This is a genomic window from Nisaea nitritireducens (assembly GCF_014904795.1).
Lineage (GTDB): Bacteria > Pseudomonadota > Alphaproteobacteria > Thalassobaculales > Thalassobaculaceae > Nisaea > Nisaea nitritireducens.
Map to the genome: position 1 here is coordinate 14351 of NZ_JACZFS010000010.1, position 26361 is coordinate 40711.

Annotated in this window: 27 protein-coding genes and 1 tRNA gene; 22 read left to right on the forward strand and 6 right to left on the reverse strand. The window is 60.7% G+C overall.

All coding sequences use genetic code 11. The annotated features are described in order from the left end of the window. Window positions 1-70 precede the first annotated feature (70 nt). From IG629_RS03390 to IG629_RS03420, 7 genes are all read left to right on the forward strand, one after another. On the forward strand, window positions 71-610 hold the full coding sequence (locus IG629_RS03390) for a ubiquinol-cytochrome C chaperone family protein (RefSeq protein WP_319025001.1): 540 nt from the start codon (window positions 71-73) through the stop codon (window positions 608-610). Between the two features lie 74 nt (window positions 611-684). Next, window positions 685-1242, forward strand: coding sequence for a YceD family protein (locus IG629_RS03395; RefSeq protein WP_193170588.1), 558 nt, complete (start codon window positions 685-687; stop codon window positions 1240-1242). A 142-nt stretch (window positions 1243-1384) separates the two neighbouring features. After that, complete coding sequence (gene plsX / locus IG629_RS03400) at window positions 1385-2449, forward strand: phosphate acyltransferase PlsX (RefSeq protein WP_193170768.1); 1065 nt, start codon at window positions 1385-1387, stop codon at window positions 2447-2449. Next, window positions 2446-3432 carry a beta-ketoacyl-ACP synthase III gene (locus IG629_RS03405; RefSeq protein WP_193170589.1) on the forward strand — a complete coding sequence of 329 codons (987 nt, stop codon included), beginning with the start codon at window positions 2446-2448 and terminating at the stop codon, window positions 3430-3432. Before plsX ends, IG629_RS03405 begins: the two co-directional genes overlap by 4 nt. A gap of 243 nt (window positions 3433-3675) precedes the next feature. Beyond that, window positions 3676-3987, forward strand: a complete 312-nt coding sequence (locus tag IG629_RS03410) for an integration host factor subunit alpha (protein WP_036553124.1) — start codon at window positions 3676-3678, stop codon at window positions 3985-3987. Window positions 3988-4007: 20 nt separating this feature from the next. Next, the gene (locus tag IG629_RS03415) at window positions 4008-4523 is read left to right on the forward strand and encodes a MerR family transcriptional regulator (protein ID WP_226886418.1); all 516 of its coding nucleotides are present in this window, start codon (window positions 4008-4010) and stop codon (window positions 4521-4523) included. Window positions 4524-4609: 86 nt separating this feature from the next. Further along, window positions 4610-4686: transfer RNA gene (locus tag IG629_RS03420), tRNA-Pro, on the forward strand. A 42-nt stretch (window positions 4687-4728) separates the two neighbouring features. Here IG629_RS03420 and IG629_RS03425 read toward each other — a convergent pair. Next, window positions 4729-5217, reverse strand: coding sequence for a hypothetical protein (locus IG629_RS03425; protein WP_193170590.1), 489 nt, complete (start codon window positions 5215-5217; stop codon window positions 4729-4731). 63 nt (window positions 5218-5280) lie between these two features. Continuing rightward, the gene (locus IG629_RS03430; RefSeq protein WP_193170591.1) at window positions 5281-5553 is read right to left on the reverse strand and encodes a hypothetical protein; all 273 of its coding nucleotides are present in this window, start codon (window positions 5551-5553) and stop codon (window positions 5281-5283) included. A 147-nt stretch (window positions 5554-5700) separates the two neighbouring features. On the opposite strand from IG629_RS03430, the gene IG629_RS03435 reads away from it, so the two are divergent. Continuing rightward, the gene (locus IG629_RS03435; RefSeq protein WP_193170592.1) at window positions 5701-6903 is read left to right on the forward strand and encodes an MFS transporter; all 1203 of its coding nucleotides are present in this window, start codon (window positions 5701-5703) and stop codon (window positions 6901-6903) included. Between the two features lie 77 nt (window positions 6904-6980). Here the strand turns inward: IG629_RS03435 and trpE are convergent, their stop codons facing one another. Then, window positions 6981-8489, reverse strand: coding sequence for an anthranilate synthase component I (gene trpE, locus IG629_RS03440; RefSeq protein WP_193170593.1), 1509 nt, complete (start codon window positions 8487-8489; stop codon window positions 6981-6983). Continuing rightward, window positions 8489-10408: a SurA N-terminal domain-containing protein gene (locus tag IG629_RS03445; RefSeq protein ID WP_193170594.1), complete on the reverse strand. Its 1920-nt coding sequence runs from the start codon at window positions 10406-10408 to the stop codon at window positions 8489-8491. The genes trpE and IG629_RS03445 overlap by 1 nt, the downstream gene beginning before the upstream one ends. 176 nt (window positions 10409-10584) lie before the next feature. On the opposite strand from IG629_RS03445, the gene tpiA reads away from it, so the two are divergent. From tpiA to IG629_RS03470, 5 genes are all read left to right on the forward strand, one after another. Next, window positions 10585-11331, forward strand: a complete 747-nt coding sequence (gene tpiA, locus IG629_RS03450; RefSeq protein ID WP_193170595.1) for a triose-phosphate isomerase — start codon at window positions 10585-10587, stop codon at window positions 11329-11331. A gap of 121 nt (window positions 11332-11452) precedes the next feature. Beyond that, window positions 11453-11767 carry a preprotein translocase subunit SecG gene (secG, locus tag IG629_RS03455; RefSeq protein WP_193170596.1) on the forward strand — a complete coding sequence of 105 codons (315 nt, stop codon included), beginning with the start codon at window positions 11453-11455 and terminating at the stop codon, window positions 11765-11767. A gap of 102 nt (window positions 11768-11869) precedes the next feature. Further along, window positions 11870-13504: a CTP synthase gene (locus IG629_RS03460; protein WP_193170597.1), complete on the forward strand. Its 1635-nt coding sequence runs from the start codon at window positions 11870-11872 to the stop codon at window positions 13502-13504. Window positions 13505-13540: 36 nt separating this feature from the next. After that, on the forward strand, window positions 13541-14383 hold the full coding sequence (gene kdsA, locus IG629_RS03465) for a 3-deoxy-8-phosphooctulonate synthase (RefSeq protein WP_193170598.1): 843 nt from the start codon (window positions 13541-13543) through the stop codon (window positions 14381-14383). 16 nt (window positions 14384-14399) lie between these two features. Then, complete coding sequence (locus IG629_RS03470; RefSeq protein ID WP_193170599.1) at window positions 14400-15803, forward strand: tetratricopeptide repeat protein; 1404 nt, start codon at window positions 14400-14402, stop codon at window positions 15801-15803. 138 nt (window positions 15804-15941) lie between these two features. On the opposite strand, the gene IG629_RS03475 is transcribed toward IG629_RS03470, so the two are convergent. Further along, complete coding sequence (locus tag IG629_RS03475; RefSeq protein WP_193170600.1) at window positions 15942-16379, reverse strand: glyoxalase superfamily protein; 438 nt, start codon at window positions 16377-16379, stop codon at window positions 15942-15944. Window positions 16380-16564: 185 nt separating this feature from the next. Beyond that, on the reverse strand, window positions 16565-17038 hold the full coding sequence (locus IG629_RS03480; protein ID WP_193170601.1) for a cupin domain-containing protein: 474 nt from the start codon (window positions 17036-17038) through the stop codon (window positions 16565-16567). A 165-nt stretch (window positions 17039-17203) separates the two neighbouring features. Here IG629_RS03480 and eno point away from each other — a divergent pair, with 165 nt between their 5' ends. From eno to IG629_RS03525, 9 genes are all read left to right on the forward strand, one after another. Beyond that, on the forward strand, window positions 17204-18487 hold the full coding sequence (gene eno / locus IG629_RS03485) for a phosphopyruvate hydratase (protein WP_193170602.1): 1284 nt from the start codon (window positions 17204-17206) through the stop codon (window positions 18485-18487). 166 nt (window positions 18488-18653) lie between these two features. Further along, window positions 18654-19070 carry an FtsB family cell division protein gene (locus IG629_RS03490; protein ID WP_193170603.1) on the forward strand — a complete coding sequence of 139 codons (417 nt, stop codon included), beginning with the start codon at window positions 18654-18656 and terminating at the stop codon, window positions 19068-19070. Between the two features lie 146 nt (window positions 19071-19216). Next, window positions 19217-20260, forward strand: a complete 1044-nt coding sequence (gene pdhA / locus IG629_RS03495) for a pyruvate dehydrogenase (acetyl-transferring) E1 component subunit alpha (protein WP_193170604.1) — start codon at window positions 19217-19219, stop codon at window positions 20258-20260. Between the two features lie 55 nt (window positions 20261-20315). Further along, a complete protein-coding gene (locus IG629_RS03500; protein ID WP_193170605.1) occupies window positions 20316-21728 on the forward strand; it encodes a pyruvate dehydrogenase complex E1 component subunit beta in 1413 nt (470 codons plus the stop codon). A gap of 12 nt (window positions 21729-21740) precedes the next feature. Beyond that, window positions 21741-23063, forward strand: coding sequence for a pyruvate dehydrogenase complex dihydrolipoamide acetyltransferase (locus IG629_RS03505; protein WP_193170606.1), 1323 nt, complete (start codon window positions 21741-21743; stop codon window positions 23061-23063). 99 nt (window positions 23064-23162) lie between these two features. Continuing rightward, window positions 23163-24560 carry a dihydrolipoyl dehydrogenase gene (gene lpdA, locus IG629_RS03510; RefSeq protein ID WP_193170607.1) on the forward strand — a complete coding sequence of 466 codons (1398 nt, stop codon included), beginning with the start codon at window positions 23163-23165 and terminating at the stop codon, window positions 24558-24560. A gap of 47 nt (window positions 24561-24607) precedes the next feature. Continuing rightward, complete coding sequence (locus tag IG629_RS03515) at window positions 24608-24871, forward strand: hypothetical protein (RefSeq protein ID WP_193170608.1); 264 nt, start codon at window positions 24608-24610, stop codon at window positions 24869-24871. Then, window positions 24868-25896 (forward strand): lipoyl synthase, encoded by a 1029-nt coding sequence (gene lipA, locus IG629_RS03520; RefSeq protein WP_193170609.1) that lies wholly within the window; start codon window positions 24868-24870, stop codon window positions 25894-25896. Before IG629_RS03515 ends, lipA begins: the two co-directional genes overlap by 4 nt. Before the next feature lie 18 nt (window positions 25897-25914). Then, a complete protein-coding gene (locus IG629_RS03525; RefSeq protein ID WP_193170610.1) occupies window positions 25915-26352 on the forward strand; it encodes a type II toxin-antitoxin system RatA family toxin in 438 nt (145 codons plus the stop codon). Window positions 26353-26361 lie beyond the last annotated feature (9 nt).

Consider the following 26361-nt stretch of genomic DNA (forward strand, 5'->3'; position numbering starts at 1 on the left):
GCCGACGTTGACGACGGAGGCCCGCACCGCCATTTTGCGGCCAATGCAAACAAGAATTGGAAGTCTCTGCGTGTTCAGCAAGTTTTTTAAGCGCGATGAAGTCTCCGACGCAGCGACGGAAGCCTATCAGGCTATCATTCAGCAGGCGCGGCAGCCTGATTTCTATACCCGGTACGGCGTTCCCGACACTCTGGACGGGCGGTTTGATCTGCTGGTGCTGCACGCGGCGCTTGTTCTGCTCCGTTTGCAGCGGGACCGGGCCGAATCGGAACGCTTTTCGCAGGCATTGTTCGATACACTGTTCGTTGATCTTGACCAGTCCCTGCGGGAAATCGGCGTCAGCGACATGTCGGTCGGCAAGAAAGTGAAGCAGATGGGCAAGGCGTTCTACGGCCGGCTCGATGCTTATCGGCTTGGTCTTGCAGCGGCGGAGAGTGACGACGGCCAACAACTTGCCGAAGCCCTGCATCGTAACCTGTACCGCGGCTTGCCCGAGGCAGAGCGTGAAAGCATAACCATGGCTGGCTATGTGCAGCGGCAGGCTGCGCATCTTGATATGCTTTCCTCAACGGAAATTATATCCGGTAAGATAACCTTTGACGCGGCGTAAATCGCCGAGCCCGGATAGCCGTTCTCTTTGTAGGTCTTGAGGGGCGGCGTCCCGGAGCATATTGTGCGCGTCCCATGGAAAACACACAGAACATAGAACTCTCCCGCCCGGTCCGAATTAAGGACCTGAAGAAACGGGTCACACATATCGATATCGAAGCCTCGCCTGAGGAACTGCAAGCCTTGGCGACGCGCTTCGGGTTGCCTGGCATCTCGGAGCTCGGGGCCAAAGTGAAGGTCGAACGCTTGGCGCGTGATAGAGCTGTGCGCATCGAGGGCACGATTTCGGCACAGCTTTCTTATCGGTCCGTGGTTTCGCTCGAGCCGTTCGATGCCGTTATCGAAGAATCTTTTTCGGAAATCCTGAGTGGCGAGGTGGCACTGGAAACGGATACGGAAATCGAACTCACACCGGATGACGAAAATATGGGGGTGATCGAGGACGGCGGGTTTGACCTGGGCGAGGTACTCTCCCAGAATTTAGCTCTGCTGCTAGAGGAGCATCCGAGAAAACCGGAAGAAACAGATGCCCCGGATGGTGTCATCTGGGCAGACAAGGATGCAGAGGAAGCAGAGCAAAACCCGTTCTTGGTCTTGTCCGAAATGCGGGACCGATTGCGGAATGGGGACTAAAAATATTGAATTTTTGTGAACCATTGCATATGACCCTCGATCACCTGCCTTCCCGTGGAGCGTCTATGTGGAAGGTTAATTGCCGAGAGGTTTCGAAACGCGCCGTGTCGGCTGCGTCTTCAGCCCGGATGATGTCGAACATATGGTAGACGGTCCAACACTCGCCCTGGACGCCATGGGCGGCGATAACGCGCCTGATATTGTTGTTCGTGGAGCGGATATCGCTCTCGAGCGGTTGCCTGACCTCAAATTGATTTTGGTCGGCGACGAAGCAAAGGTGCGCCCGCTGATCGAGAAGACCAAACGGTTGCGCAACAGCAACTACACGCTGATCCATACGGACAAGGAAGTCGGTGCCTCGGAAAAACCGTCCGTGGCGCTGCGGTCTGGCCGGACGTCAAGCATGCGCATAGCGATCAACCAGGTCGCCGAAGGCGCGGCGAACGGGATCGTGTCCGCCGGCAATACCGGCGCGCTGATGGCCATGTCGAAATTCGTGCTCCGTATGTGTCCGGGCATCGAGCGACCGGCGATCGCGAGTTTCTTCCCGACCAAACGGGGCGAGACCTGCATGCTGGATCTCGGAGCCAATGTCGATTGCGATGCGGAGAACCTGTTCCAGTTTGCTCTGATGGGAGAGATCTTCTCCCGGATGGTCCTCGGCCTCAACAAGCCGACTGTCGGCCTGCTGAATGTCGGCAGTGAAGAGCAAAAAGGCAGCGAAGCAGTGCGCGGCGCGGCAGCCAAGCTGCGTGAGACCAAGTCGGAAAATTTCGAATATATCGGCTTTGTTGAAGGCGATGACATTACGGCCGGAACAGTCGACGTGATCGTCACGGACGGGTTTTCCGGGAATATCGCGCTGAAGACAGCCGAAGGAACGTCGCGGATGATCACGCAGTTCCTGCGCGATGCGTTTCGCTCCTCCTGGTCTGCCCGTATTGGCTATCTGCTGTGCCGTGGTGCGCTGGAACAGATGCGCAAGCGGCTTGATCCCAGGCGTTACAACGGCGCCGTTTTCCTCGGCCTGAATGGCATCAGTGTAAAGAGCCATGGCGGCACCGATGAGTTCGGTTTCGCCAACGCTGTTTGCGTGGCTGCCGATATGTGCCGTTATGACTTCCTGGACAAAGTAAAAGAAGAGATCGCGCTCTACGGAGATTCCGAAAGCGCGGCCCTGACACGCCAGACATCGGTAGCTTCATGACCCTGAAAAAGTCTCTGCTGGTCGGCTGCGGCTCTTATTTGCCGCAGCGGATCGTGACGAATGACGAACTCTCCAAGACCGTTGATACCTCCGATGAGTGGATTACGAAGCGGACAGGGATCAAGCAGCGTCATATTGCGGCGGATGATGAAACCACTTCCGACCTTGCGGTGAATGCCGCACGGGACGCGCTTCAGCGCGCCGAGATGACCATCGACGACATTGATCTGATTATCGTCGCGACCACGACACCAGACGATACCTTCCCGTCGACGGCAACGAAGGTGCAGGCCAAGCTCGGCATGGACCATGGCGCGGCTTTCGATTTACAGGCGGTGTGTGCCGGATTCATCTACGCGCTGGCGACGGCGGACAATTTCATCAAGGCGGGCCAGGCACGCGCTGTGCTGGTGATCGGTGCGGAGACTTTCAGCCGTATTCTCGACTGGGAAGACCGCACGACCTGCGTTCTCTTCGGCGACGGTGCCGGCGCCATCGTGCTGAGAGCGGCGGAAGACGGCGAGGCGAAAAGCGATTTCGGAGTGATGTCGACGCATCTGCACTCCGACGGCCGGCATCGCGACGTTCTCTATGTCGATGGCGGACCATCATCGAGCCAGACAGTCGGTCATGTTCGCATGGCAGGCCAGGAAGTGTTCAGGCATGCAGTTTCGAAACTGTCCGGCGTGATCGATGAGGCGCTTGCGGCTAACGGGCTGGACTCCGCGGCGGTTGACTGGCTGATCCCGCATCAGGCAAACAGCCGCATTATCAAGAGCATGGCGCAGAAAATGAAACTGCCGGAAGAGAAGGTCGTCTCGACGATCAGCCGGCATGCCAATACCTCGGCTGCTTCTGTGCCTCTCGCACTGACGGAAGCCGTCGTCGACGGTCGCGTGAAGAATGGCGATCTGGTGCTATTTGAAGCAATCGGCGGGGGGCTCGTGTGGGGCGCCGGACTGGTTCGAATCGGCACGCCGTGAATCCCGCATAGCGGTCTATAATCTATCGGAAATTGTCTTGTCGAACGGTGTGGTTGATGCCGTAATTCACTGTCAAATCAGTGTGGTAGAGCCCGATTCGAAAACGCTTTCCCGCAGCATGATTTTGGACTTCGTGCGGTTCGAAATTAGTTAAGAAAACCGCTCCAAATTCCTGTAATAAGTAGATTAATTGACTGTCTCAAATTTCCACGATACTTTGGACGCTCTAGGATGGGGGTGGCAATGACTGGTAAGACGGTTACACGGGCTCAATTGAGCGAGGCAGTGTATCAGGAAGTCGGTCTTTCTCGTAATGAGTCTGCCGAGCTGGTTGAATCTGTTCTCGAGGAAATCGCGCAATCCTTGTCTCGCGACGAGGTGGTCAAGATCTCATCATTCGGTAGCTTTCTGGTCCGCCAGAAAGGGGAGCGTATCGGTCGAAATCCAAAGACCGGTGAGGAAGTTCCGATCCTGCCGCGTAAAGTGCTGGTCTTCAGGCCTTCCCACGTCCTCAAGAATCGGATCAACGAAGGGCTTGGCGGCGACGCCGGGTGAGTACGGAGGCATGACGCCTTATGGCTATGCAGACCGACCATCAAAGCACTGGGACTCGTAGAAACGGCAAGTCGGCTTCCGCTTTTCGTACGATCAGCGAGGTTGCCGACGATCTGGAAGTGCCGCCGCACGTCCTCCGTTTCTGGGAAACCAAGTTCTCGCAGGTGCGGCCGCTGAAACGCGGCGGCGGACGCCGCTATTATCGACCGGAAGATGTCGATCTGCTGCGACGCATCCGCACGTTGCTGTATCAAGATGGCTACACCATCAAGGGCGTCCAGAAGCTGCTTAAGGATGGCGGCGCCCGTGCAGCCCTCAGGCACGATGAAGGTGGCGAGTACGATCCGGAAATTCCGGGACCGTCCGCCGCACGTGCAGGCGAGGAAGCGGAACCTACCCTGCCGCTTGAAGCAGCTATTCAGGAAGCCTCAGAGGCGGAGTCAGCTCCGATCGGCACGGACGCATTACAAGAGGTCCGGGTGGCTCTTGGTGAGCTGCAATCCTTGAAGAAAGCTCTCGACAAGGTGCGCCGTTAAACACGGACACGCTTGATGAACTGCGAGGATGCGAAGGCGCTTGCGTCCGGCTGTCCGACGGGCTAGAGAAACCCCTCCAGATCGGTCGGAGCGTAGCGCAGCCTGGTAGCGCACTTCACTGGGGGTGAAGGGGTCGTGGGTTCGAATCCCGCCGCTCCGACCAAATCTCTTCAAAAATCGGGAATGGATCTGCGGCTGGCTGGCCTTATGGCCACGATATGTCCGCCGGAACCATGCCGACACGCTTGAAATAAGTGCTGAAACTGGTGTCCGGGCCAACCAGGCTATGCACCAGCTTGGCTATCTGCATGCGCCGTTCCGGGACCTTGTAGGGCGGTGTATCCGCATTCAGCGGCTGCGGCAGAATGCAGCGCCAGTTGTCGACGGCGATCAGCTTTTCCCGATAGACCAGTGCGCCGTTGAACAGGAAGTCGAGGATGACGGTATCGCCTCGTTTGTTCGCCAGTTTGGCCAACCAGGGCTCATTGTAGTTCTTGTTCGCGACCAGCCCCCAGGCCATTGAAAACCTGATGTCCTCGGTGAAATTCAGCAGCATATTGTGTTCCTGCAACTCGAAGTCCGAGCCAGGTGTGCGGGACGGAACGATGCGGTGCATGAAGGTCGGAACGTTCGAGGCGCGCCATTGATCGGGTTTGCTGTCGATTATGGTGCTCAGATATTCCTCAAGGGTCATTCCGTCTCCCCAAGCGGTTTGAAAGCCGCTCGTTCAGGTTTGCGAGCGTATTCTCAACGGCACCTAGCTTGTGTTGCTTCCGTTAAGGACGGCGCGGCCCTGATCGGTGATTTTACAGACGAGCCAGTTCGGCTTCAGTGGATTCTCGAACCAGGGTTCGGCCCAGCCATGGTCCAGGCAGGACCGTACCATGCGATCGTTGACCCTTTGCCCCTCTGTCGTGAAGAGGGGCAGCTTCCCGCCCGGCTCCTCGAGACCGCGTGTGAGCCAGGAAATCTGCGCCTTTGTCGGACGCTTGTCCCTGGCTGATGACGATGTGTCGGATGCAGTGGGCATTGTCATGGCTCCCGGCAGCCCGACTTTCGGGCAAGTCAGACGGTATCGTAAATGCCTGCTGGAATGAGTCAAATGCACAAAGAAGAGTTGTGGGGCCATCGCCTTACTGCGACGATTGGCCGTTCATACTTTCGTGGAACCATCGCCATGAATCCTCTCTCGGATCGCCTGTCACTCGGCTTTTCAAGCATCGGGCATTTCTATTCGCATTTCTTCATGCTGCTCTATCCGACAGCCGTGATTGCTCTGCAACCGGTCTTCAATGCGCCGTATCATGAGCTTATCGGGCTGATGTTCCTCGGAAACCTGCTGTTCGGGCTCTGCGCCATTCCGGCCGGGTACCTTGGGGACCGTTGGAGCGCGACGGGGATGATGGTGGTGTTCTTTCTCGGCACCGGCTCGATGTCGATCCTCACGGGATTTGCGACCTCCTTGTTCCAGATTGCGGCAGGTCTGACGGCGATCGGCTTTTTCGCGGCGATCTATCATCCGGTTGGCATCGCCTGGGTTGTCCGGCACGTCACCAATCGCGGCAAGGCGCTCGGGATCAACGGTGTTTTCGGCAGTCTGGGAGTGGGCTCCGCTCCGCTGATCGCCGCTTTGCTCTCGGATCTCGGATCATGGCGCCTGGCCTTCATCCTTCCGGGGATCATCTGCGTCCTGACCGGCGTGTTCCTGGCCGTGGGCGTCTGGAAGGGGTGGATCGAGCGAGACACCCGCAAGGGGGCTCCCACGGCCTCTGAGACCACGCGCAAGGATATGCGGCGTGGTGCGCTGGCCCTCGCTGTGACAGTGTGCTGTTCGGGGCTGATCTACCAGGCGACATCATTTGCACTCCCGAAGCTGTTCGAGGATCGTCTTGGCTCGGGCGAGGGGCTTGTCGGGATCGGCCTGCTTGTGTCGGCGATCTACTTCTGCTCCGGCGGAGCACAAATCGCCGGAGGATGGCTTGCTGACAAGTTCAACAAGAAGCGGGTCTATGTCACCGCCTGGGTCCTGCAAGTCCCGCTGCTGGTGATCGTGGCTTCGCTTGACGGCTGGTTGCTGTTCCCGGTCGCGATTTGCATGGTGCTGTCGAACACCATCGCCGTTCCGACAGAGAACGCTCTGTTCGCCCGTTTCACGCCGCCGGCATGGAGAGGCACTGCCTTTGGTGTGAAGTTCCTGCTGACGCTCGGGGTATCGGCCGGAGCGGTACCTTTGCTCGCGTGGGTCTACAGCGTGACCGGCGACTTCGAGTGGCTGTTTCTGATCCTGGGGGCTCTGGCTGTGACGGCGCTTTCAGCAGCTGCTCTTCTGCCTACCGAAGATGAGCGGGAGCCGGACCTGGCTCCGGAACCTGCTGAGTAATCCGACTTTAGTGAGTGGCCGCAATACTCCGTTTTACGGCCATGTTTCTGGCTGTGAAACGGTTTAAAAACAGCTCGTCAGCTGGTGCGGGCCGCGAACTTGACGGCTTCCTCAGCCGCGCGGAACAGGGCGCGGGCCTTGTTTACCGATTCCTGATACTCGCCTTCCGGATCGCTATCCGCGACAACACCGCCACCCGCCTGAACGTACATGGTGCCGTCTTTCACCACGGCTGTGCGCAGGGCAATACAGGTATCCATCGAGCCATTGGCGCTGAAATAGCCGACCGCGCCCGCATAGACGCCACGCCGTGATTTCTCCAGCTCGTCGATGATCTCCATCGCCCGCACCTTCGGCGCGCCGGAGACGGTTCCTGCCGGGAAGCCACCCCAGAGGGCGTCGACCGCATCCAGATCGTCCCGCAGCTTGCCGTCCACATGGGAGGCGATGTGCATGACGTGGGAGTAATATTCGATGACGAATTGCTCGACGACCTTGACCGTGCCGATCTTGGCGACCCGGCCGACATCGTTCCGTCCAAGGTCAAGCAGCATCAGGTGCTCGGCCCGTTCTTTCGGATCGGACAGAAGCTCTTCGGCCAGTGCCTTGTCTTCCTCGGATGTTTCGCCGCGTTTGCGGGTGCCGGCGAGGGGGCGCAACGTGACGTCGCCGTCTCGCACGCGGACTAGGATTTCCGGACTGGATCCGACGATCGAGAAGTCGCCAAAATCGAAATAGAACAGGAACGGCGACGGATTGAGCCTGCGCAGGGAGCGGTATAGCGCCAATGGCGGCAGCTTGAACGGCACGGAGAAGCGCTGCGAAGGAACCACCTGGAAGGCGTCCCCGGCGGCGATATAGTCCTTGGCCTTCTCCACCATCTGGTGGAATTCCTCGTGCGTCGTGTTCGAGGTTGGATCGGGCAAGGGAGTCGCTTCGCCGACGCCCTGACGGGCAAGTGGCAAGTTCCGGTCGAAATCCTGCAAAACATCAGCCAGCAGAGTGCGTGCGGCGTCATAAGCCGCTTCGGCAGACAATCCCTCGCTCGGCCGCACCGGCGTCACGATGGTGACGATATCCTCGAGCCGGTCGAAGATACAGATCACCGTCGGGCGCAGGAACAAGCCGTCCGGCACGCCGAGATCGTCGGGGTTATCGTCCGGGATGCGCTCGGCCAACCGGACCGCGTCATAGCCCATGTAACCGAAAAGACCGGAGGCCATTGGCGGTAGGCCTTCGGGCAACTCGATTTCCGATTCCGCGAGCAGACTGCGGAACGAGGTCAGCGGATCTTCGGTACAGGGCTCGAAGGCATGCGGATCGATCCGGGCCTGCCGGTTGATTTCGGCCTGCTTCTTCTTGAAGCGCCAGATTACGTCGGGCCGCAGGCCGATGATGGAAAACCGCCCGCGCACGCTGCCGCCCTCGACGGACTCCAGCAGGAACGCGTTGGCCCGGCGCTCCGCCAGTTTCATCATGGCCGAGACAGGCGTTTCCAGATCCGCAACAAGCGTCGTCCAGACAACCTGCGGAGCCCCGTCCGCGTATGTCTTGGAGAACGGGGCGAGTTCCGGTGAAACCTGCATCAGAACAGTCCGCCGCTTTGCTGCGTGTAAGAACCGCCACTCTGATCCACGCCCTGGATGACGCTGAGCGGCAGGGCAGGGTTGATGGATACGTCATGGCTCTTGCGCAATGCGGTGACGAGGATCTCAACCGCATCCGATGCGATCCCGGCCTTGAGCTGTTGGCCAAGCGGATCCGCGGCACCGTCACTCAATTCAGCACCCTGTATCGCGGAAAGCTCGGTGATGTAGACCTCGGTCAGGTCTTCGGACATGCCGATATCACCAACCTTCAGGCTAAAGGCGATTTCCGCAACATCCGCCGGTGCACCTTCCGGAAGGCCGTCTCCCGTTCGGGCAAAGGGCTCGGTTGTAACGACGTCGTACCCGGCCGTTGCCGCTGCTGCTGCAAGACCGCCTGAGGCCGATGCCTTGACCAGTTCCTGTGCCCGGAGGAGGTTCGCGGCGGCCCGCTGCTCTTCCATGTAATTGAGTTTTACCTGTTCCTTCACGGCGTCGAGCGGGCGGATCGCGGATTCGGCAATGCCGTCAACGCGCAGGATGAAATATCCGCCGTCGCGGGTTTCCTCGAGCTGGCTCTGGTCGTTCAGCGGGGTTGCGAACAGCGTGGCGCGGAAGGAAGGATCGCGGACAACCCCACCCGTCTGATTCCCGTCGGCATCGCGGCCCTGGTCGTCGAGCGCGGCAAAAGTCTGCACATCGACATCGACCGCCTTAGCGGCTTCCTCGATGGTGTCTCCGCCGGCCAATGCATCCTCGATCTGATTGGCGATCTCGAAGATTCGATCAAGAGCATCGTTCTGCGCGATGTCGGCCTTGAGCTGCTCTTTCACATCCGCGAAGGGCTGAGTGCTTTCCTCGGCGATATCGGTGATGCGGAAGATATGCCAGCCGAGGTCGCTCTCGACCGGTGCCGTCGGAACATTAAGCTCGGCGGAGAAGATCGAGTCGGCGAGCGCCGTTCCATCGAGATCGGTGCGGGTGACCGTGCCGAGGGATAGGGCGCCGGCGGGCAGGTCCGCAATGTCCTTGGCGACGGCCTCAAAGCTCTGTCCTTCGTTCAGGGCCGCGGCTGCTTTGTCGGCGGTCTCCTTGTCAGCAAGGAAGATCTGATCGACCGTACGCTGTGCCTCGGAGCGGAATTCGTCGAGCCGTGTTTCATAGGATTCGCGCAGACGGTCCTCCGAGACTTCGATATCCGCTGCGAGTGCTTCGGCAGTGAGGGAAAGCACGGTCGCGGAACGGTATTCCGGCGCCCGGTATCTTTCCTTGTTGTCATTGTAGAAACTGTCGAGCTGGCTGTCGGTCGGCGCCGCCGGCTCCGGCAGGCTTTTCACATCGAGAGTTACAAGCTGGGCCACGCGCCGCTCGTTCCGGTAGCGGTAGAGCACATCGGTCGCTACAGCTGGCGCACCGACACCGGCGGTCACTGCGTTGACGATCTGGTCGCGCATGATCTCCTCGCGCAGCAAGCGCACGAATCCGTCTTCACTCAGTTGCGCCCGGTACAGCACCTGACGGAACAGGTCCGGGTTGAACTGGCCGGTCTGATCCTTGAAGGCCGGCATCTCACCGATGCGCTGGCGGACCAGGTCCTCACCGACGGCGAGACCCAGGTCATCGCTTTCGGCAATAAAGAGGGCGCGGTTGGCAAGATCGTCCATGACCTGATCGAGGAGGCCGATTTCCGCGGCTTCCTGGGCGGTCATCTGCAGGCCGGTCGTGCGCCGTACGCGCTCGAACTCGTCCAGCACCTCGGCTGTCGTGATTTCCACATTGCCGACTTCGATGGCAGCCTTGCCGGTCGGTGAGCCGAGGAAAATATCCCCGATGCCCCACACCGCGAAGGATGCAATCAGCAGAACAAACAGCGCCTTGACGAAGATGGATGTGACGCGGGATCGGATCAGTTGAAGCATGAGTAACGTCGCGGCCTTTTCGGGTTTCACGGCCCCCTATGGGGAGGCGCATCATAGAAGCGGCACAATCTCCGCTGCAACTCGCAATTCTGCGATGATTTCCGGTCTCCCTCGGACGGGCCTTGTGTGCTAAGCCGAAGACACAAATTTCTACAAGTCCAAGGGAAGAAACCGAGATGACCCGCCGTGCCCTGATCGCCGGAAACTGGAAGATGAATATGCTGCGCGCCGATGGAGAGGCGCTGGCGGCCGCTTTAGCCTCCGGTTTTGCAGCGGGCGCTGCGGCAGATCTTCTGGTTTGCCCCCCGGCAACCCTGATTGCGCCGGTTGCGACCAAGCTGTCCGGCTGTGCTGTCGCTGTAGGCGGGCAGGATTGCCATATGAACGAGAGCGGCGCCCATACCGGCGATATTGCGGCGGCGATGATCAAGGATCTCGGCGCTGGCTATGTCATTGTCGGCCATTCCGAGCGTCGGGCGGATCACGGTGAAAGTGATGAGACGGTGAAAGCAAAGGCCGCTGCGGCGTTGGCGGCCGGTCTGACGCCGATCATCTGCGTTGGCGAGACCGAAGCGCAGCGCGATGCGGGGGAAGCTGAAACCGTTGTCGGGAATCAGATTCGCGGATCCGTTCCTGAAGCCGCGGCCGAAGATACCATCGTCATTGCCTACGAGCCGGTCTGGGCCATCGGCACCGGCCGGACGCCGACCATTGATGACATAGCCGCCATGCATGCCCATATTCGGCAGGTGGCTGGTGGCGTGCTCGGTGGCGCGGACAAGCTTCGTCTCCTTTATGGCGGCTCCGTAAAACCGGGGAATGCCGTGGAAATCCTCGCGCTTGAGGACGTGGACGGGGCTCTTGTCGGCGGTGCCAGCCTGAAGGCGGAAGATTTTCTCGCCATCGCCGCGGCCGCAGCGTGAAGCCGGGAAAGAGAATTCACCCTAGCCAAGTGCGGGCGAGGGAGCTAAAACGCGGCTTCAATCATTCTACCTTTCGGGGCGCGTGTAAGTCGTCGTGCCGGAAGAGAGCCAGGAAAGAACCATGATCGAAGTCCTGCTAGTCGTTCATCTGATGATCGCTTTGGCCCTAGTCATTGTCGTTCTGCTGCAGCGGAGCGAAGGTGGTGGGCTTGGCATCGGTGGCGGCGGCGGCGCTGGTGGCGGTTTCATGTCCGCGCGCGGTACGGCCAACCTGCTGACCCGCAGTACGGCGATTCTTGCTGCCTGCTTCTTCGGCACCAGCATTCTGCTTGCGATTCTCGCCGAGACGAACACCCGCGGCTCGATTGCCGACCAGGTTCCGGTGAGTTCGGAGCCTGCTGCTCCGACTGGTCCTGCGGCTCCAGTCTCTGAATAACTCTTAGTTTCCGGCGTGTTCGGCGCCCCGCTCGAAAACGGGCGGGCGAACGGGCGCGTTTTGTCTATGTCAGTTTCATCAATTCGGATATAACGCAGCTCCATGTCTCGCTTTATTTTCATCACCGGCGGCGTGGTTTCCTCTCTTGGTAAAGGTCTCGCCTCGGCAGCTCTCGGCTCGCTCCTGCAAGCCCGCGGCTATAAGGTCCGGCTGCGCAAGCTCGACCCTTACCTGAACGTGGATCCGGGCACCATGAGCCCGTATCAGCACGGTGAAGTCTTCGTCACCGACGACGGCGCGGAAACCGATCTCGATCTCGGCCACTACGAACGCTTCACCGGGGTCTCCGCGACCAAGAATGACAGCGTATCCACCGGCCAGATCTATATGGACGTGATCTCGCGGGAGCGGCGCGGCGACTATCTCGGCGCCACCATCCAGGTCATTCCGCACGTCACCGACGCCATCAAGGAATTTTGCAAGTCGAACCTTGGAGACGAGGATTTCGTACTTTGCGAGATCGGCGGCACGGTCGGCGATATCGAAAGCCTGCCGTTCCTTGAAGCCATCCGTCAGCTCGGGAACGAGCTGGGCCGTGAGCGCTCCCTGTTCGTGCATCTGACGCTGGTGCCGTGGATTGCGTCCGCCGGCGAGCTGAAGACCAAGCCGACCCAGCATTCGGTGAAGGAACTGCAGAGTGTGGGTATCCAGCCGGACATCCTGCTGTGCCGCTCCGAGCATGAGATCCCGGTCGAGCAGCGCCGCAAGATCGCGCTGTTCTGCAACATCCGGCCGGAAGCGGTAATCCCGGCGCTCGACGTCGATTCGATCTATCACGTGCCGGTCGCTTACCATAATGACGGGTTCGATGTTGAGGTCTGCCGCCATTTTGGTTTGCTGGAAGAGGGCAATCCGGAACCGGATCTGAGCCGCTGGACCGATATCACCCATACCGTCCGTAATCCGGAAGGCACGGTGAAAATCGCCGTTGTCGGCAAATATACCAGCCTGCTGGACAGCTATAAGTCACTCGCCGAATCTCTGGCCCATGGCGGTATAGCCAACAAGGTGAAGGTGGAGCTGGACTGGATCGACAGCGAGATCTTCGAGCGCGATGACACCATTCACCGGCTTGAGGATGTCCATGGCATTCTTGTGCCCGGCGGTTTTGGTGAGCGTGGGGCCGAGGGTAAGGTCAAGGCGGTCACTTTCGCCCGCGAGCACAAGATTCCCTATTTCGGGATCTGTTTCGGCATGCAGATGGCGGTGATTGAAGCCGCCCGCGCGCTGGCCGGGATGGAAGGCGCGGGCTCGACCGAGTTCGGCCCGTGCGAGCTTCCGGTTGTCGGCCTGTTGACCGAATGGGTGCGCGGCAACGAGACTGAGCAGCGCGCGGCGGATGGTGATCTCGGCGGTACCATGCGGCTCGGTGCCTATGATTGTCGCCTGGTCGCGGATTCCAAGGTGCGCGAGATTTACGGCTCCGAGATGATCAGCGAGCGCCACCGGCACCGCTATGAGGTGAACATCAATCACAAGCCGGCTCTGGAAGCGGCCGGGCTGCTTTTCTCTGGCCTGTCTCCGGATGGCGAGTTGCCGGAGATTGTCGAGCTGCCGAGCCATCCCTGGTTTATCGGCGTTCAGTTCCATCCGGAGCTGAAATCGAAGCCGTTCGAGCCGCATCCGCTTTTCACCAGCTTTATCGAAGCAGCCGTTACCCAATCCCGCCTCGTCTAGGAACAGGCGGGCCGGGTACGGCCCGGGAGGATCCATATGAGCGCGAAAACCGTCACAGCCGGTTCCGTTGAGTTTGCCAATGACAAGCCCTTCGCGCTCATCGCCGGGCCCTGCGCCATGGAGAGCCGGGACCATGCGATGGAGATGGCGGAAGCCCTGACAGGCATCTGCGCGGATCTCGGCATCGGGTTCATCTACAAAAGCTCCTACGATAAGGCCAACCGGACCAGCGTCGGCTCGGGACGCGGTATCGGTATGGAAAAAGGCCTGCCGATCCTGGCCGAGGTGCGAGAAAAATTCGGCTGTCCGGTGCTGACGGATGTGCACGAGTCCCAGCAATGCGCGCAGGTCGGTGAATATGTCGACATCCTGCAGATTCCGGCCTTCCTGTGCCGCCAGACAGACCTGCTGCTCGCCGCTGCTGCGACGGGCAAGGTGGTGAACGTGAAAAAGGGCCAGTTTCTGGCGCCGTGGGAAATGCCGAACGTGGCGGCGAAGGTTGCCAGCTCCGGCAACGAGAAGATCCTGCTGACGGACCGGGGAACGAGCTTCGGCTACAACACGCTGGTCAGCGACATGCGCGGCCTGCCGACCATGGCCAAGACCGGTTATCCGATCATCTTCGATGCGACCCATTCAGTGCAGCAGCCGGGCGGACAGGGCGGTACGTCCGGCGGCCAGCGTGAATTCGTGCCTGTACTGGCGCGGGCGGCGATTTCCCTCGGGATCGCCGGTGTCTTCATTGAGACGCACGAGGACCCGATGAACGCACCGAGCGACGGGCCGAACATGGTGCCGCTTGCAGAAATGCGTGCTCTGCTGGAAACTCTGAAGGCATTCGATACTCTCGCGAAAGCGAATCCCATCTCTCTCGAATAAGCCTCAGGAGCGGAAAATGCCGGTTTTCTCGGATGGTCTCGGACTTTCAGTCACAGCCTCCTCCGAGGAGGCTGCAGCAGCCTTCGGCGGAACCGTTGAGGGCTATGTCCGCTTCACCCGCGATGTCGGTGACCGTCTGAAAGGCACCCTGACGGCAGATCCGGACATGCCTCTCGCACATGTGACCAAGGGCTATTTCATGAAGCTCTTCGGCACCAAGGCAATGGCCTTGCGGGCGGACAAGGCGCTCGGCACCGCAAAGGAACTCTCTTCCAGGATAGCCATCACCGACCGGGAGCAGGGACACCTCACCGCCCTCGACAACTGGTGTGCCGGCAATATCGACGGTGCGGCGGATGCCTGGGAGAGCGTCCTGCTCGACCACCCGACGGACATGCTCGCCCTCCGGCTGGCCCACTTCGCGCATTTCTATGCGGGTGACGGCACAAGGATGCGGGACAGCGTCGCCCGGGTCCTGCCCTCCTGGGACCGCTCACATCCGCTCTACGGCAACCTGATCGGCATGTACGGCTTCGGTCTCGAAGAGTCCGGCGATTACCGCCGTGGCGAGAGGATGGCCCGCGAAGCCGTTGATATCGACCCGAAGGACGCCTGGAGCGTCCATGCCGTCGCCCATGTGATGGAAATGGAAGGCCGGCACCGGGAAGGGATCGACTGGATCCAGGGGCTGGAGCCGCACTGGAGTTCCGTCCACAATTTCCGCTTCCATGTCTGGTGGCACCGCACGCTGTTCCACCTTGAGCGGTATGAATTCGACACCGTGCTGGAGCTCTATGACAGCCAGGTCGCGAGCGACCTTGAGGCAGACCAGTATCTCGACGTGGTGAACGCGGCGGCTCTGCTCTGGCGGTTGGAGCTTTACGGCATCAAGGTCGGGCCGGAGCGCTGGTCCGCGCTGGCGGAGCTCGCCAAGAATCATCTGGACGACCACGAACTGGTCTTCGTCAGCCTGCATTACCTGATGGCACTGCTCGGCGCCGGCCGGATGGAGGAAGCGGGTGAGTTGGTCGAGAAACTACGCGCTTACGCCGATGACGAGGGCACCCGCGACCAGACCCAGGCCGCTGTGACACGGAAGGTCGGCCTCGCTCTGGCTGACGCCATGACCGCTATCCGCACCGGCAACCCGTCCCGCGCCGTCTCCCTGATCTGGCCGGTCCGCTACGACATCCGCGAGATCGGCGGCAGCCATGCCCAGCGCGACGTGTTCGAGGAAATGCTCGTCGATGCCAGCCTGAAGGGCAACGATCCCCGCATCGCCCGCGCCCTGCTGGCCGAACGAACGACGCGGAAGCCGCACAGCGCCTGGAGCTGGCAGCGCTATGGGGATGCGTTGGGGGACACTCCCGAGGCGACGGGCGCCAAGGCCCGCGCGGACGAGCTGCTCGCGCAGGCTTGACGACGCCACTCATAATTGGTCGTCATCCCGGACCCCGATCCGGGATCCATGAACGTAGGCGGTGCGCGCCATCCATGGATCCCGATCTGCATCGGGATGACGAGTGTGTGTGGGCCCTAGTCCCGCATTCCCTGTTCCTCAGTCCAGCACCAGTTGCGGCGCGCCGTTCGAGGTCTTCTGCGGCGTTCTTCCCTCCGGCGTCAGGGTGCAGCTGACGCGCTGGCGGAAGGCTGAGAAGCTGTTGAACGTCACCACGTCGACGGGCGCGTCGAAATGCAGGGTGGCGCGGAAGCGGGCGTGCATTTCGGTGGCGTAGACATCCAGCACTGTTGCCGTGAAGGGCTGGCCGAGATAGTGGCCGGTGACGCGGTCGCCTTTGGTGACCGGGCACCGGTCCTTCGGCCGCCGAGCCGCTGCTGACAGACTGTTCCAGTCCTTGAAACCCAAATCATGGGCTATCCGTTCAAGGGACTGGCTGTGGGAAATGATGATCCCCTGTGCCGCGAGATCACGGCGCAATTCGCCGGCGCTGTATTTCAGATCCTCGATGGAGGGGAGTGTATCGGTATCGGACATGACAAACCTTTCATCCACGCACATGCGGAAAGTGAATGGTGCTCGCCTTGCCATTCCCGCATGCCGGAGACATCGGTTTGATCATCGTCTTGAAGGGGATTTCACCGTGGCAGAGCCGCGAGCGGCGGGCATCCCCTAGCCCGTTCGCGGAAAATACCGGCAACGGCGCTCAAGTCAACAGATCCTCAATATGGCGTGCCGTCTTTCTTCTGGAATTGATGGTCGCCATCGACCCAGTCGACGCGGAGATCGAGCCCCGGGTAAGCCACCTGGTCGCCGGGTGTTCTGTCTCCGATCTCGAGATAGCTGGCCGGTGCGTCGGTTCGGTTCACCAGGCAATGCGCGTCGGGTCTGTTCTTCGGGAAGGCCGCGCACATGCCGGGGGTCAGAACCTGTTCACCGGCATCGGTGATCAGCGTCAGCGCGCCTGAGACGATATAGACGAACTCGTCCTGCATGGTGTGCCAGTGGCGCAGGGCGGAACCCTGTCCCGGGGGCACGGTTGTCAGGTTGACGCCGAAATTGACCAGCCCGCCGAAATCGCCGAGCTGGCGCTTCTCGCGCAACTCGCAACCATCCTGAAACGGGGCGGGATAGCTGCTGCCGATCCGTGCCGGAACATCCATCGGATCGAAAGCCGGTTTCGCCGGTTTGCTCATTCCTGTCTCTCCTGTGCATTGGTTAACGCGATCATAGAGGAAGCTTGTTCTCACACAAATTCACAGCGATGGCATTGCAACCGCGCGCCGTGCCGAGTATGCCTCTCCCGGCCGGGTTTTCCGGCGATTTCAGATCCGATCATCGTCTTTCTGGAGAACGAACCCATGAGCGCCATCGTCGATATCACCGGACGTGAGATTCTCGACAGTCGCGGTAACCCGACCGTCGAGGTCGATGTGACCCTTGAGACCGGTGCCATGGGCCGCGCCGCCGTGCCTTCCGGCGCCTCGACCGGGGCCTATGAGGCTCTGGAGCTGCGCGACAAGGATGCCGAGCGCTATGGTGGCAAGGGCGTGCTGCAGGCCGTCGACGCCGTGAATGGCGAAATCTTCGACGCGCTCTACGATATGGACGCGAGCGAGCAGATCGAGATCGACCGGACGTTGCTTGATCTCGACGGGACGGAGAAGAAAGAGCGCCTGGGCGCCAACGCGATGCTCGGTGTCAGCCTGGCCGTTGCCAAGGCTGCCGCCGCCGATCACGAGATGCCGCTCTACCGCTATGTTGGTGGCGCCTTCGCCCATCTGCTGCCGACTCCGATGATGAACATCATCAATGGTGGGGCGCATGCGGATAACCCGATTGATTTCCAGGAATTCATGATCATGCCGGTCTCCGCTACCTCGCTGGCAGACGGGGTGCGTGTCGGTGCCGAAGTGTTCCATGCGCTGAAGAAGAAGCTCTCCGAAGCCGGGCACAGCACCAATGTCGGCGACGAAGGCGGTTTCGCACCGAACCTGAAGAGCGAGGAAGAGGCTCTTGGTTTCGTCATGTCCGCCATCGAGGCGGCTGGTTACAAGCCAGGCGAGGACGTCGCCATCGCGCTCGATCCGGCTTCGACGGAGTTCTTCAAGGACGGCAAGTATGTGCTGGCCGGTCAGGGCAAGACGCTGGATGCAGGCGGTATGATCGATCTCTATGAGGATCTGTGCGCCCGTTTCCCGATCGTCTCCATCGAGGACGCATTGTCCGAGGATGACTGGGACGGGTTCAAGGCTCTGACAGACCGGATCGGCGGCAAGGTCCAGATCGTCGGCGATGACCTGTTCGTCACCAACCCGGCGCGGCTGCGCGAGGGTATCGCCATGGGCGCCGCGAATTCCATTCTGGTAAAGGTGAACCAGATCGGCACGCTGAGCGAGACGCTGGAGACCTGTGAGACGGCGCACAAGGCGGGTTACACCACGGTCATGTCACACCGCTCCGGCGAGACTGAAGATTCGACCATCGCGGACCTCGCGGTTGCCGTGAATGCGGGCCAGATCAAGACCGGCTCGCTCTCCCGGTCAGACCGGATGGCGAAGTACAACCAGCTGATCAGGATCGAGGAAGATCTTGGCCCGGCGGCGCGTTATGCAGGCCGCGCAGCGCTCGGCCGCCGCGCCTGATAAAATTCGCGTGACAATTCAACCCGGGGGCGATCAAGCCGCCTCCGGGTGAGTCCTTTTGGCAACATGTTGTTCTGATTGAGAACCTTAAATCGCAGGTTCTCATTACGTTCACGTTGACCGTCCGATTCGCGAGTGATTCACTCTGGATCATTGGAGACAGGTCATGACCCTCGCATTCGAGATCAAGCGGCGCGCACGGCATGTGGTTGGCCCGGTAATCGGTTGCCTGCTCCTTGGCTATTTCGTTTTCCATTCCGTTGAGGGCGACCGCGGTATCCATGCCTGGCGTGCGCTCGACAGTAAGATTGAGGTCGCGGAAGCGAAGCTCGCCGTGCTGAAAGGCAAGCGCGAGGCGCTGGAAAAGAAGGTCGCCATGCTGCATCCGGACAGCATTGATCAGGACCTGCTGACAGAGCAGGCGCGCAGGGTGCTGAACTACCTCGATCAGGACGATTTCGTAATTTCCGGGATGTCGGCCACCGGGGCGCCAAAATCAATTGGTGCAATGCAGCAAACCATTGATGCAGCGCAGCAATTTCCGAAAGTGCGCGCAATTTCAACGGCTTCCGGCGCTAATTAACCGTAAACAGGTTAAATATAGGATATCTGTTTATTTTCAATAAGTTAACTCTATTGAAAATCTAGGTAAATTGCATTACTTCTCTTCCTGTATTTTATGAGGTGTCAGTGTTCACCGACGCCTTGCTCCGCTCGAAAGGGAGAGAGATGGCTCAAGCGAAGTCAGCTGCCGGCGCAGGCCGCAGCACACCCACACGGACTCGTAAATCCCGAGCTGCCAAGCCACCCAAGAACAATGCTGCGGAACTGCTGCCGTTTTACCGCGACATGCTGTTGATCCGCCGCTTCGAGGAGAAGGCGGGGCAGATGTACGGCATGGGGCTGATTGGCGGCTTCTGCCATCTCTATATCGGTCAGGAAGCCGTCGTCGTCGGTATGCAGTCGGCAATCGGCAAGGGCGACAAGGTTGTCACCAGCTACCGCGATCACGGTCACATGTTGGCTTGCGGCATGGATGCGCGCGGCGTCATGGCCGAGCTTACCGGCCGGATTGGAGGGTACTCCAAGGGCAAGGGCGGTTCGATGCACATGTTCAGCCGCGAGAAGGACTTTTATGGCGGCCACGGCATCGTCGGTGCCCAGGTTCCGATCGGGGCGGGCCTCGCCTTCGCCAACAAGTATAACGGCTCGAACGAAGTCAGCCTGACCTATCTCGGAGACGGGGCTCTGAACCAGGGGCAGGTCTATGAGACGTTCAACATGGCTGCGCTCTGGAAGCTGCCGGTCATTTTCGTCATTGAAAACAACAAGTACGCCATGGGCACCGCGGTGACCCGGGCGGCAGCCGGTGTGTCGCTCTACCAGCGCGGCGCGGCTTACGGCATTCCGGGCGCGGAAGTGGACGGCATGGATGTCGTCGCCGTGCAGGAAGCGGCCGAGAAGGCGGTCAAGCACTGCCGCGCCGGCAAGGGCCCGTACATCTTGGAAATGAAGACCTACCGCTATCGCGGTCACTCCATGTCCGATCCGGCGAAATACCGGACCAAGGACGAGGTCAACAAGATGCGTCAGGAGCATGACCCGATCGATCAGCTGCGGGCGACGCTGCTGGAAATCGGAGTCGAGGAAGACGAGCTGAAAGGCATCGACCGCGAGATCAAGGCGATCGTCACCGACGCCGCCGATTTTGCCCAGTCCAGCCCGGAGCCGGATCCTTCGGAACTCTTCACGGACATCCTGGTTGAAGCCTGAGTAAGCGCGTGCTGCTCGCGCAGGGTTCTGCGCGGCGCCGCGGGAGGAAAAACGAATGAGCGTACAAATCCTGATGCCGGCCCTGTCGCCGACCATGACCGAAGGCAAGCTTGCCACCTGGATGGTCAAGGAAGGGGACAGCGTTTCCGCCGGTGACGTGATTGCCGAGATCGAAACCGACAAGGCGACCATGGAAGTGGAAGCCGTGGACGAAGGGGTTATCGGCAAGATCCTGATCGCCGCCGGAACCGATGCCGTGGCGGTGAATACGCCGATTGCCGTGCTGCTGGAAGAGGGCGAGGACGCAAGCGCCGTCGACACTGCACCGGCCGCGCCGGCTCCAGCCGCCGCAGAGGCACCGGCTGCCCAGCCTGCTCCCGCCGCCGCAGAGGCACCGGCTGCCCAGCCTGCTCCCGCCGCTGCTGCACCGGCTGCACCGGCCGCCGTTGTGCCGGCAAGCGATGAGGACAAGTATTTCGACGAGGTCAAGACCCAGACCATCCGGGAGGCCTTGCGCGATGCCATGGCCGAGGAAATGCGCACCGATGAGGCCGTTTTCGTCATGGGCGAAGAGGTCGCGGAATATCAGGGTGCCTACAAGGTAACCCAGGGCCTGCTGCAGGAGTTCGGCGACAAGCGGGTGATCGACACGCCGATCACCGAGCACGGCTTTGCCGGTCTCGCCGTCGGTGCGGCCTTCGGCGGTTTGAAGCCGGTCGTCGAGTTCATGACGTTCAACTTCGCCATGCAGGCGATCGACCACATCATCAATTCAGCGGCAAAGACACGGTACATGTCCGGCGGCCAGATGGGCTGTCACATGGTGTTCCGCGGCCCGAACGGTGCCGCAGCCCGGGTCGGCGCGCAGCACTCCCAGTGCTATGCCAGCTGGTACGCGCATTGCCCGGGTCTGAAGGTGGTCTCCCCATATTCGGCGGCTGACGCCAAGGGGTTGCTGAAATCCGCCATCCGCGATCCGAACCCGGTGATCTTCCTCGAAAACGAGGTGCTCTACGGCCAGTCCTTCGACGTGCCTGTGAGCGAGGACTTCACCGTGCCGATCGGCAAGGCCAAGGTCGTGCGCGAAGGCACGGACGTGACCATCACGGCCTTTTCCATCATGGTCGGCAAGGCGCTGCAGGCGGCTGAGAAACTGGCGGAGCAGGGCATCAGTGCCGAGGTCGTCGATCTGCGCACCATTCGCCCGCTCGATACCGCGACGATTGTCGCATCGGTACAGAAGACCAACCGTCTCGTTACCTGCGAGGAAGGCTGGGCGGCTTGCGGTATCGGCTCCGAGATCGCTGCGCTGGTGATGGAGCAGGCCTTCGACCATCTCGACGCGCCGGTTGCGCGTGTCGCGGGTCAGGATGTGCCGATGCCGTACGCGGCCAATCTGGAAGCAATGGCTCTGCCGCAGGTGGATAACATCATCGAGGCGGCAAAGTCCGTCTGCTATCGCGGTTAAGGGAGAGAGACAATGGCTATATCCGTTCTGATGCCAGCCCTGTCACCGACCATGACCGAGGGCAAGCTCGCCACCTGGCTGGTGGCCGTGGGCGACAAGATTTCCGCCGGTGATGTGATCGCCGAGATCGAAACCGACAAGGCAACCATGGAAGTCGAAGCGGTCGACGAAGGCGTGCTCGGCAAGATCATCGTTGCCGCCGGTACCGACAACGTCGCGGTTAACGCTCCGATTGCCGTGATCCTTGAAGAAGGCGAAGACGCCGGCAGCGTCGACATGGATGCCGTCGCCGGCAGTGGCGGCCCCGCTCCGAAAGCGGAAGCCAAGGCGGAACCGGCTCCCGCTCCGGCCGCCGCGGCTCCTACGCCCACAGCTCCAGCGCCCAAACCTGCTCCGGCCCCGGCCGCTTCGTCCGGAGACCGCGTGTTCGCCAGCCCGCTGGCCCGCCGTATGGCGGAGCAGGCCGGTCTTGATCTTGGTCAGATCACGGGCTCCGGCCCGAACGGCCGGATTGTGAAGCACGATATCGAGGACGCCATTGCTGGCGGTACCGGGAAGGCTGCTCCGGCCGCTGCCCCTGCACCGGCTGCGGCTGCACAGGCTCCGGCGCCCTCTCTCGGCGCCGCGCCGAGCCCGGACGTTCCGGGGCTGCCGGCCTTCGACGAAATTCCGAACACCACCATGCGCAAGGTCATTGCCAAGCGTCTGACCGAGTCCAAGCAGTTCGCCCCGCACTTCTATCTGACCGTCGATTGCGAGATCGACGCCCTGTTGAACGTGCGCAAGGAACTCAACGCCAAGCTCGACGGGGAGAAGGTCTCGGTAAACGACCTTGTCATCAAGGCATCCGCGCAAGCTCTCAAGAAAGTACCGGCGGCCAATGCCAGCTGGACCGACGAGGCGATCCGGATCTTCAAGTCCGTCGATATCTCGGTTGCGGTCGCTATCGAGGGCGGTCTGATTACCCCGGTTATCCGTGATGCGCAGAACAAGGGCGCACTCGACATTGCCCGGGAAATGAAGGACCTCGCGTCCCGTGCCCGCGACGGCAAGCTGATGCCCGAGGAATACCAGGGCGGCACCTTCTCGATTTCCAATCTCGGCATGTTCGGGATCAAGGATTTCTGTGCCGTGATCAACCCGCCACAAGGCGCGATCCTGGCCATCGGTGCCGGCGAACAGCGCCCGGTTGTGAAGGACGGCGCGCTGGCTGTTGCCACGGTCATGAGCTGTACCCTCTCGGTCGACCACCGGGTTGTTGACGGTGCGGTCGGGGCCGAGTTCCTGGCTGCCTTCAAGAAGCTGATCGAAGATCCGCTGACCATGCTGCTCTGAGGACTCGGGCGGCGGATAGCCGCTCGTTCCGTTCCAGGCGTTTCCAATATCCGGAGCCGTGCAGGCCCAAGAGGCGGCGGCTTCGATCCGGAGGAAGTTATGGCTGATACCCAGTTCGATATCCTTGTCATCGGCGGCGGCCCGGGCGGGTACGTTTCCGCGATCCGCGCAGCCCAGCTCGGCATGAAGACAGCGCTGGTCGAGCGCGAACATCTTGGCGGTATCTGCCTTAACTGGGGCTGCATTCCGACAAAGGCGCTACTTCGCTCCGCCGAAATCTTCGATCACATGAAGCATGCCGAGAGCTTCGGCCTCAGTGCCGGGAATATCGGCTTCGACCTCGACAAGGTGGTTCAGCGCTCTCGCGGTGTCGCCAAGCAGCTCAATCAGGGCGTCGGCCATCTGCTCAAGAAGAACAAGGTCACGGTCTTCATGGCGGCCGCCAAGCTCGCCGGCTCCGGCAAGGTGGAGATCGACGAGAAGGGCAAGAAGCAGAGCCTTTCCGCCAAGCACATCATCCTTGCCACCGGTGCCCGCGCCCGCGATCTGCCGGGCCTCGAAGCGGACGGAAAGCTGGTCTGGAACTACAAGCACGCGCTGGTCGCGGACACCATGCCGAAGCGACTTCTGGTCATCGGGTCGGGCGCTATCGGAATTGAATTTGCCAGCTTCTTCAATAGTCTCGGATCCGACGTTACAGTGGTAGAGGTGATGGATCGGGTGCTTCCGGTCGAGGATGCCGAGATCTCAGGCCTGGCTCACAAGGCCTTCGAGAAGAAGGGCATGAAGATCATGACCGGGGCCACGGTTAAGGGCCTCAAGCGCGGCGCCAAGGAAGTCGTGGCGACCATCGAGAAGGGCGGCAAGTCGACCGAGCAAACCTTCGACCGGGTGATTTCCGCTGTCGGTATCGTCGGCAATGTCGAGGATCTCGGGCTGGAAGGCACCAAGGTGAAAGTCGACCGGACCCATGTTGTGATCGACGAGTGGTGCCGTACCGGCGAGCCGGGCGTCTATGCCATCGGCGATATTGCCGGAGCGCCCTGGCTGGCCCACAAGGCGAGCCACGAAGGCGTTATCTGCATTGAGAAGATCGCCGGTCTGAAGGATGTGCATCCGCTCGACGTGAAACGTATTCCGGGCTGCACCTATTGCCAGCCGCAGGTCGCCAGCGTCGGTCTGACCGAGGCGGCGGCTAAAGAGGCCGGGTATGAACTGAAGGTCGGCCGTTTCCCGTTCATTGGCAATGGCAAGGCGATTGCTCTTGGCGAGCCGGAAGGCATGGTGAAAACCGTGTTCGATGCCAAGACCGGGGAATTGCTCGGAGCGCATATGATCGGCGCCGAGGTGACCGAGTTGATCCAGGGCTACAGCGTTGCCAAAACGCTGGAGACCACGGAAGTGGATCTGATGCACACGGTGTTCCCGCATCCGACCCTGAGCGAGATGATGCACGAGTCGGTCCTTGACGCTTATGGGCGTGCGGTCCACTTCTAGTTTGATTGCGGCCGTTTAGCGGCCTTGCACAATGCGGGTATGACCTAATGGATCTGGACCTCAAACGGATCAAGGCACTGGAAGGCGTGACGGCTATCCTGGTGCGGAGTAGCGCGGAATCCGAGGGTGACATCTCTCAGGAGCTGGTCATCAAGGTGAACTTCCCACTGGACGGTCCGGACGGCGGCAAGCACCGTAAGAAGGCGGATGCGGTCATCGAGACTGCGGAAGACGTGATCTCCGGGGGCGATTATTTCGACCGCGTCACGATCGAGCAGGTCCTCTGGTCGCGGGAAAGAGAGCTGCAATGAGCGCAAGCCATGTCAACGCGGCCCGTATCGGCGCCGCACGCCATCCGGAAAAAGCGCACCGCCCCGATAACGAGGTGAAGCGGAAGCCGTCCTGGATCAGGGTCAAGGCGCCGACCTCGAAGGTCTATCTCGAGACCCGGCAGCTCATGCGTGACCACAAGCTGGTCACCGTGTGCGAGGAAGCGGCCTGCCCGAATATCGGCGAGTGCTGGTCCAAGAAGCACGCGACGATGATGATCCTCGGTTCGGTCTGCACCCGCGCTTGCGCCTTCTGCAACGTCGCCACGGGGCGGCCGGACAAGCTTGACCCGCATGAGCCGGATGAGGTGGCTGAAGCCGTTGCTAAGCTGGGCCTGCGCCATGTGGTCATCACCTCGGTCGACCGGGACGATCTGGACGACGGAGGGGCAGGGCATTTCGCCCAGGTGATCCGCAAGATCCGCCTGATGTCGCCGGAGACCACCATCGAGGTGCTGACCCCGGACTTCATGCGCAAGGATGGCGCTCTGGAGATCGTCGTCGATGCCCGCCCGGACGTATTCAATCACAATCTGGAAACCGTGCCGAGGCTCTATCCCTCGATCCGTCCAGGTGCCCGTTATTTCCATTCCCTCAAGATCCTCGACCGGGCGAAAGAGCTCGACCCGACGATCTTCACCAAGTCCGGCCTGATGGTTGGTCTCGGGGAGAGCAAGGAAGAGATGTATCAGGTGATGGATGACATGCGCTCCGCCGATGTCGATTTCATCACCCTCGGCCAGTATCTGCAGCCGACCCCGAAACACGCGGTGGTCGACCGTTTCGCCACACCGGACGAGTTTGAGGCCTACAAGAAAACGGCCTACGGCAAGGGTTTTCTGATGGTGGCGTCATCTCCGCTCACGCGTTCCTCTTATCATGCGGACGAGGATTTCGCCCGGATGCGTGCGGAACGTGACCGGCGCCTTATCGGCGACCAGGGGAGGGTGCGTGCCGATTTGTCGCTGACAGATCTTGCTGAAATGGCAGTATCCGCGTCCAAATGACGTGATATAAGCCCATCGATGCCTACCCATGCAGAACAGCGGGTTGTTCCTTTTACCCCGGAGCAACTGTTTGACCTAATCGCCGACATTCAGCGTTACCCGGAATTTCTTCCGTGGTGCGTTGGTGCGCGGATACGCAAGCGCGACGGCAGCCGGATCGTCGCGGATCTGGTGATCGGCTACAAGCTGATCCGCGAGCGTTTCACCTCGACGGTGACCCTCAGTCCCGACCGCAACCGGATCGATGTCGAATATACCGACGGTCCGTTCAAGTATCTCAACAACCACTGGGTCTTCGAGCCGCATCCCGAAGGCTGCCTGATCGACTTCTATGTGGATTTCGAGTTCCGCTCGAAAATGCTGCAGAAGATCATCGAGGTGTTCTTCAATGAAGCGGTTCGTCGGATGGTGGGGGCGTTTGAGGCCCGGGCTCATGAGCTGTATGGCTCTAAGTGAGGGCAGGCC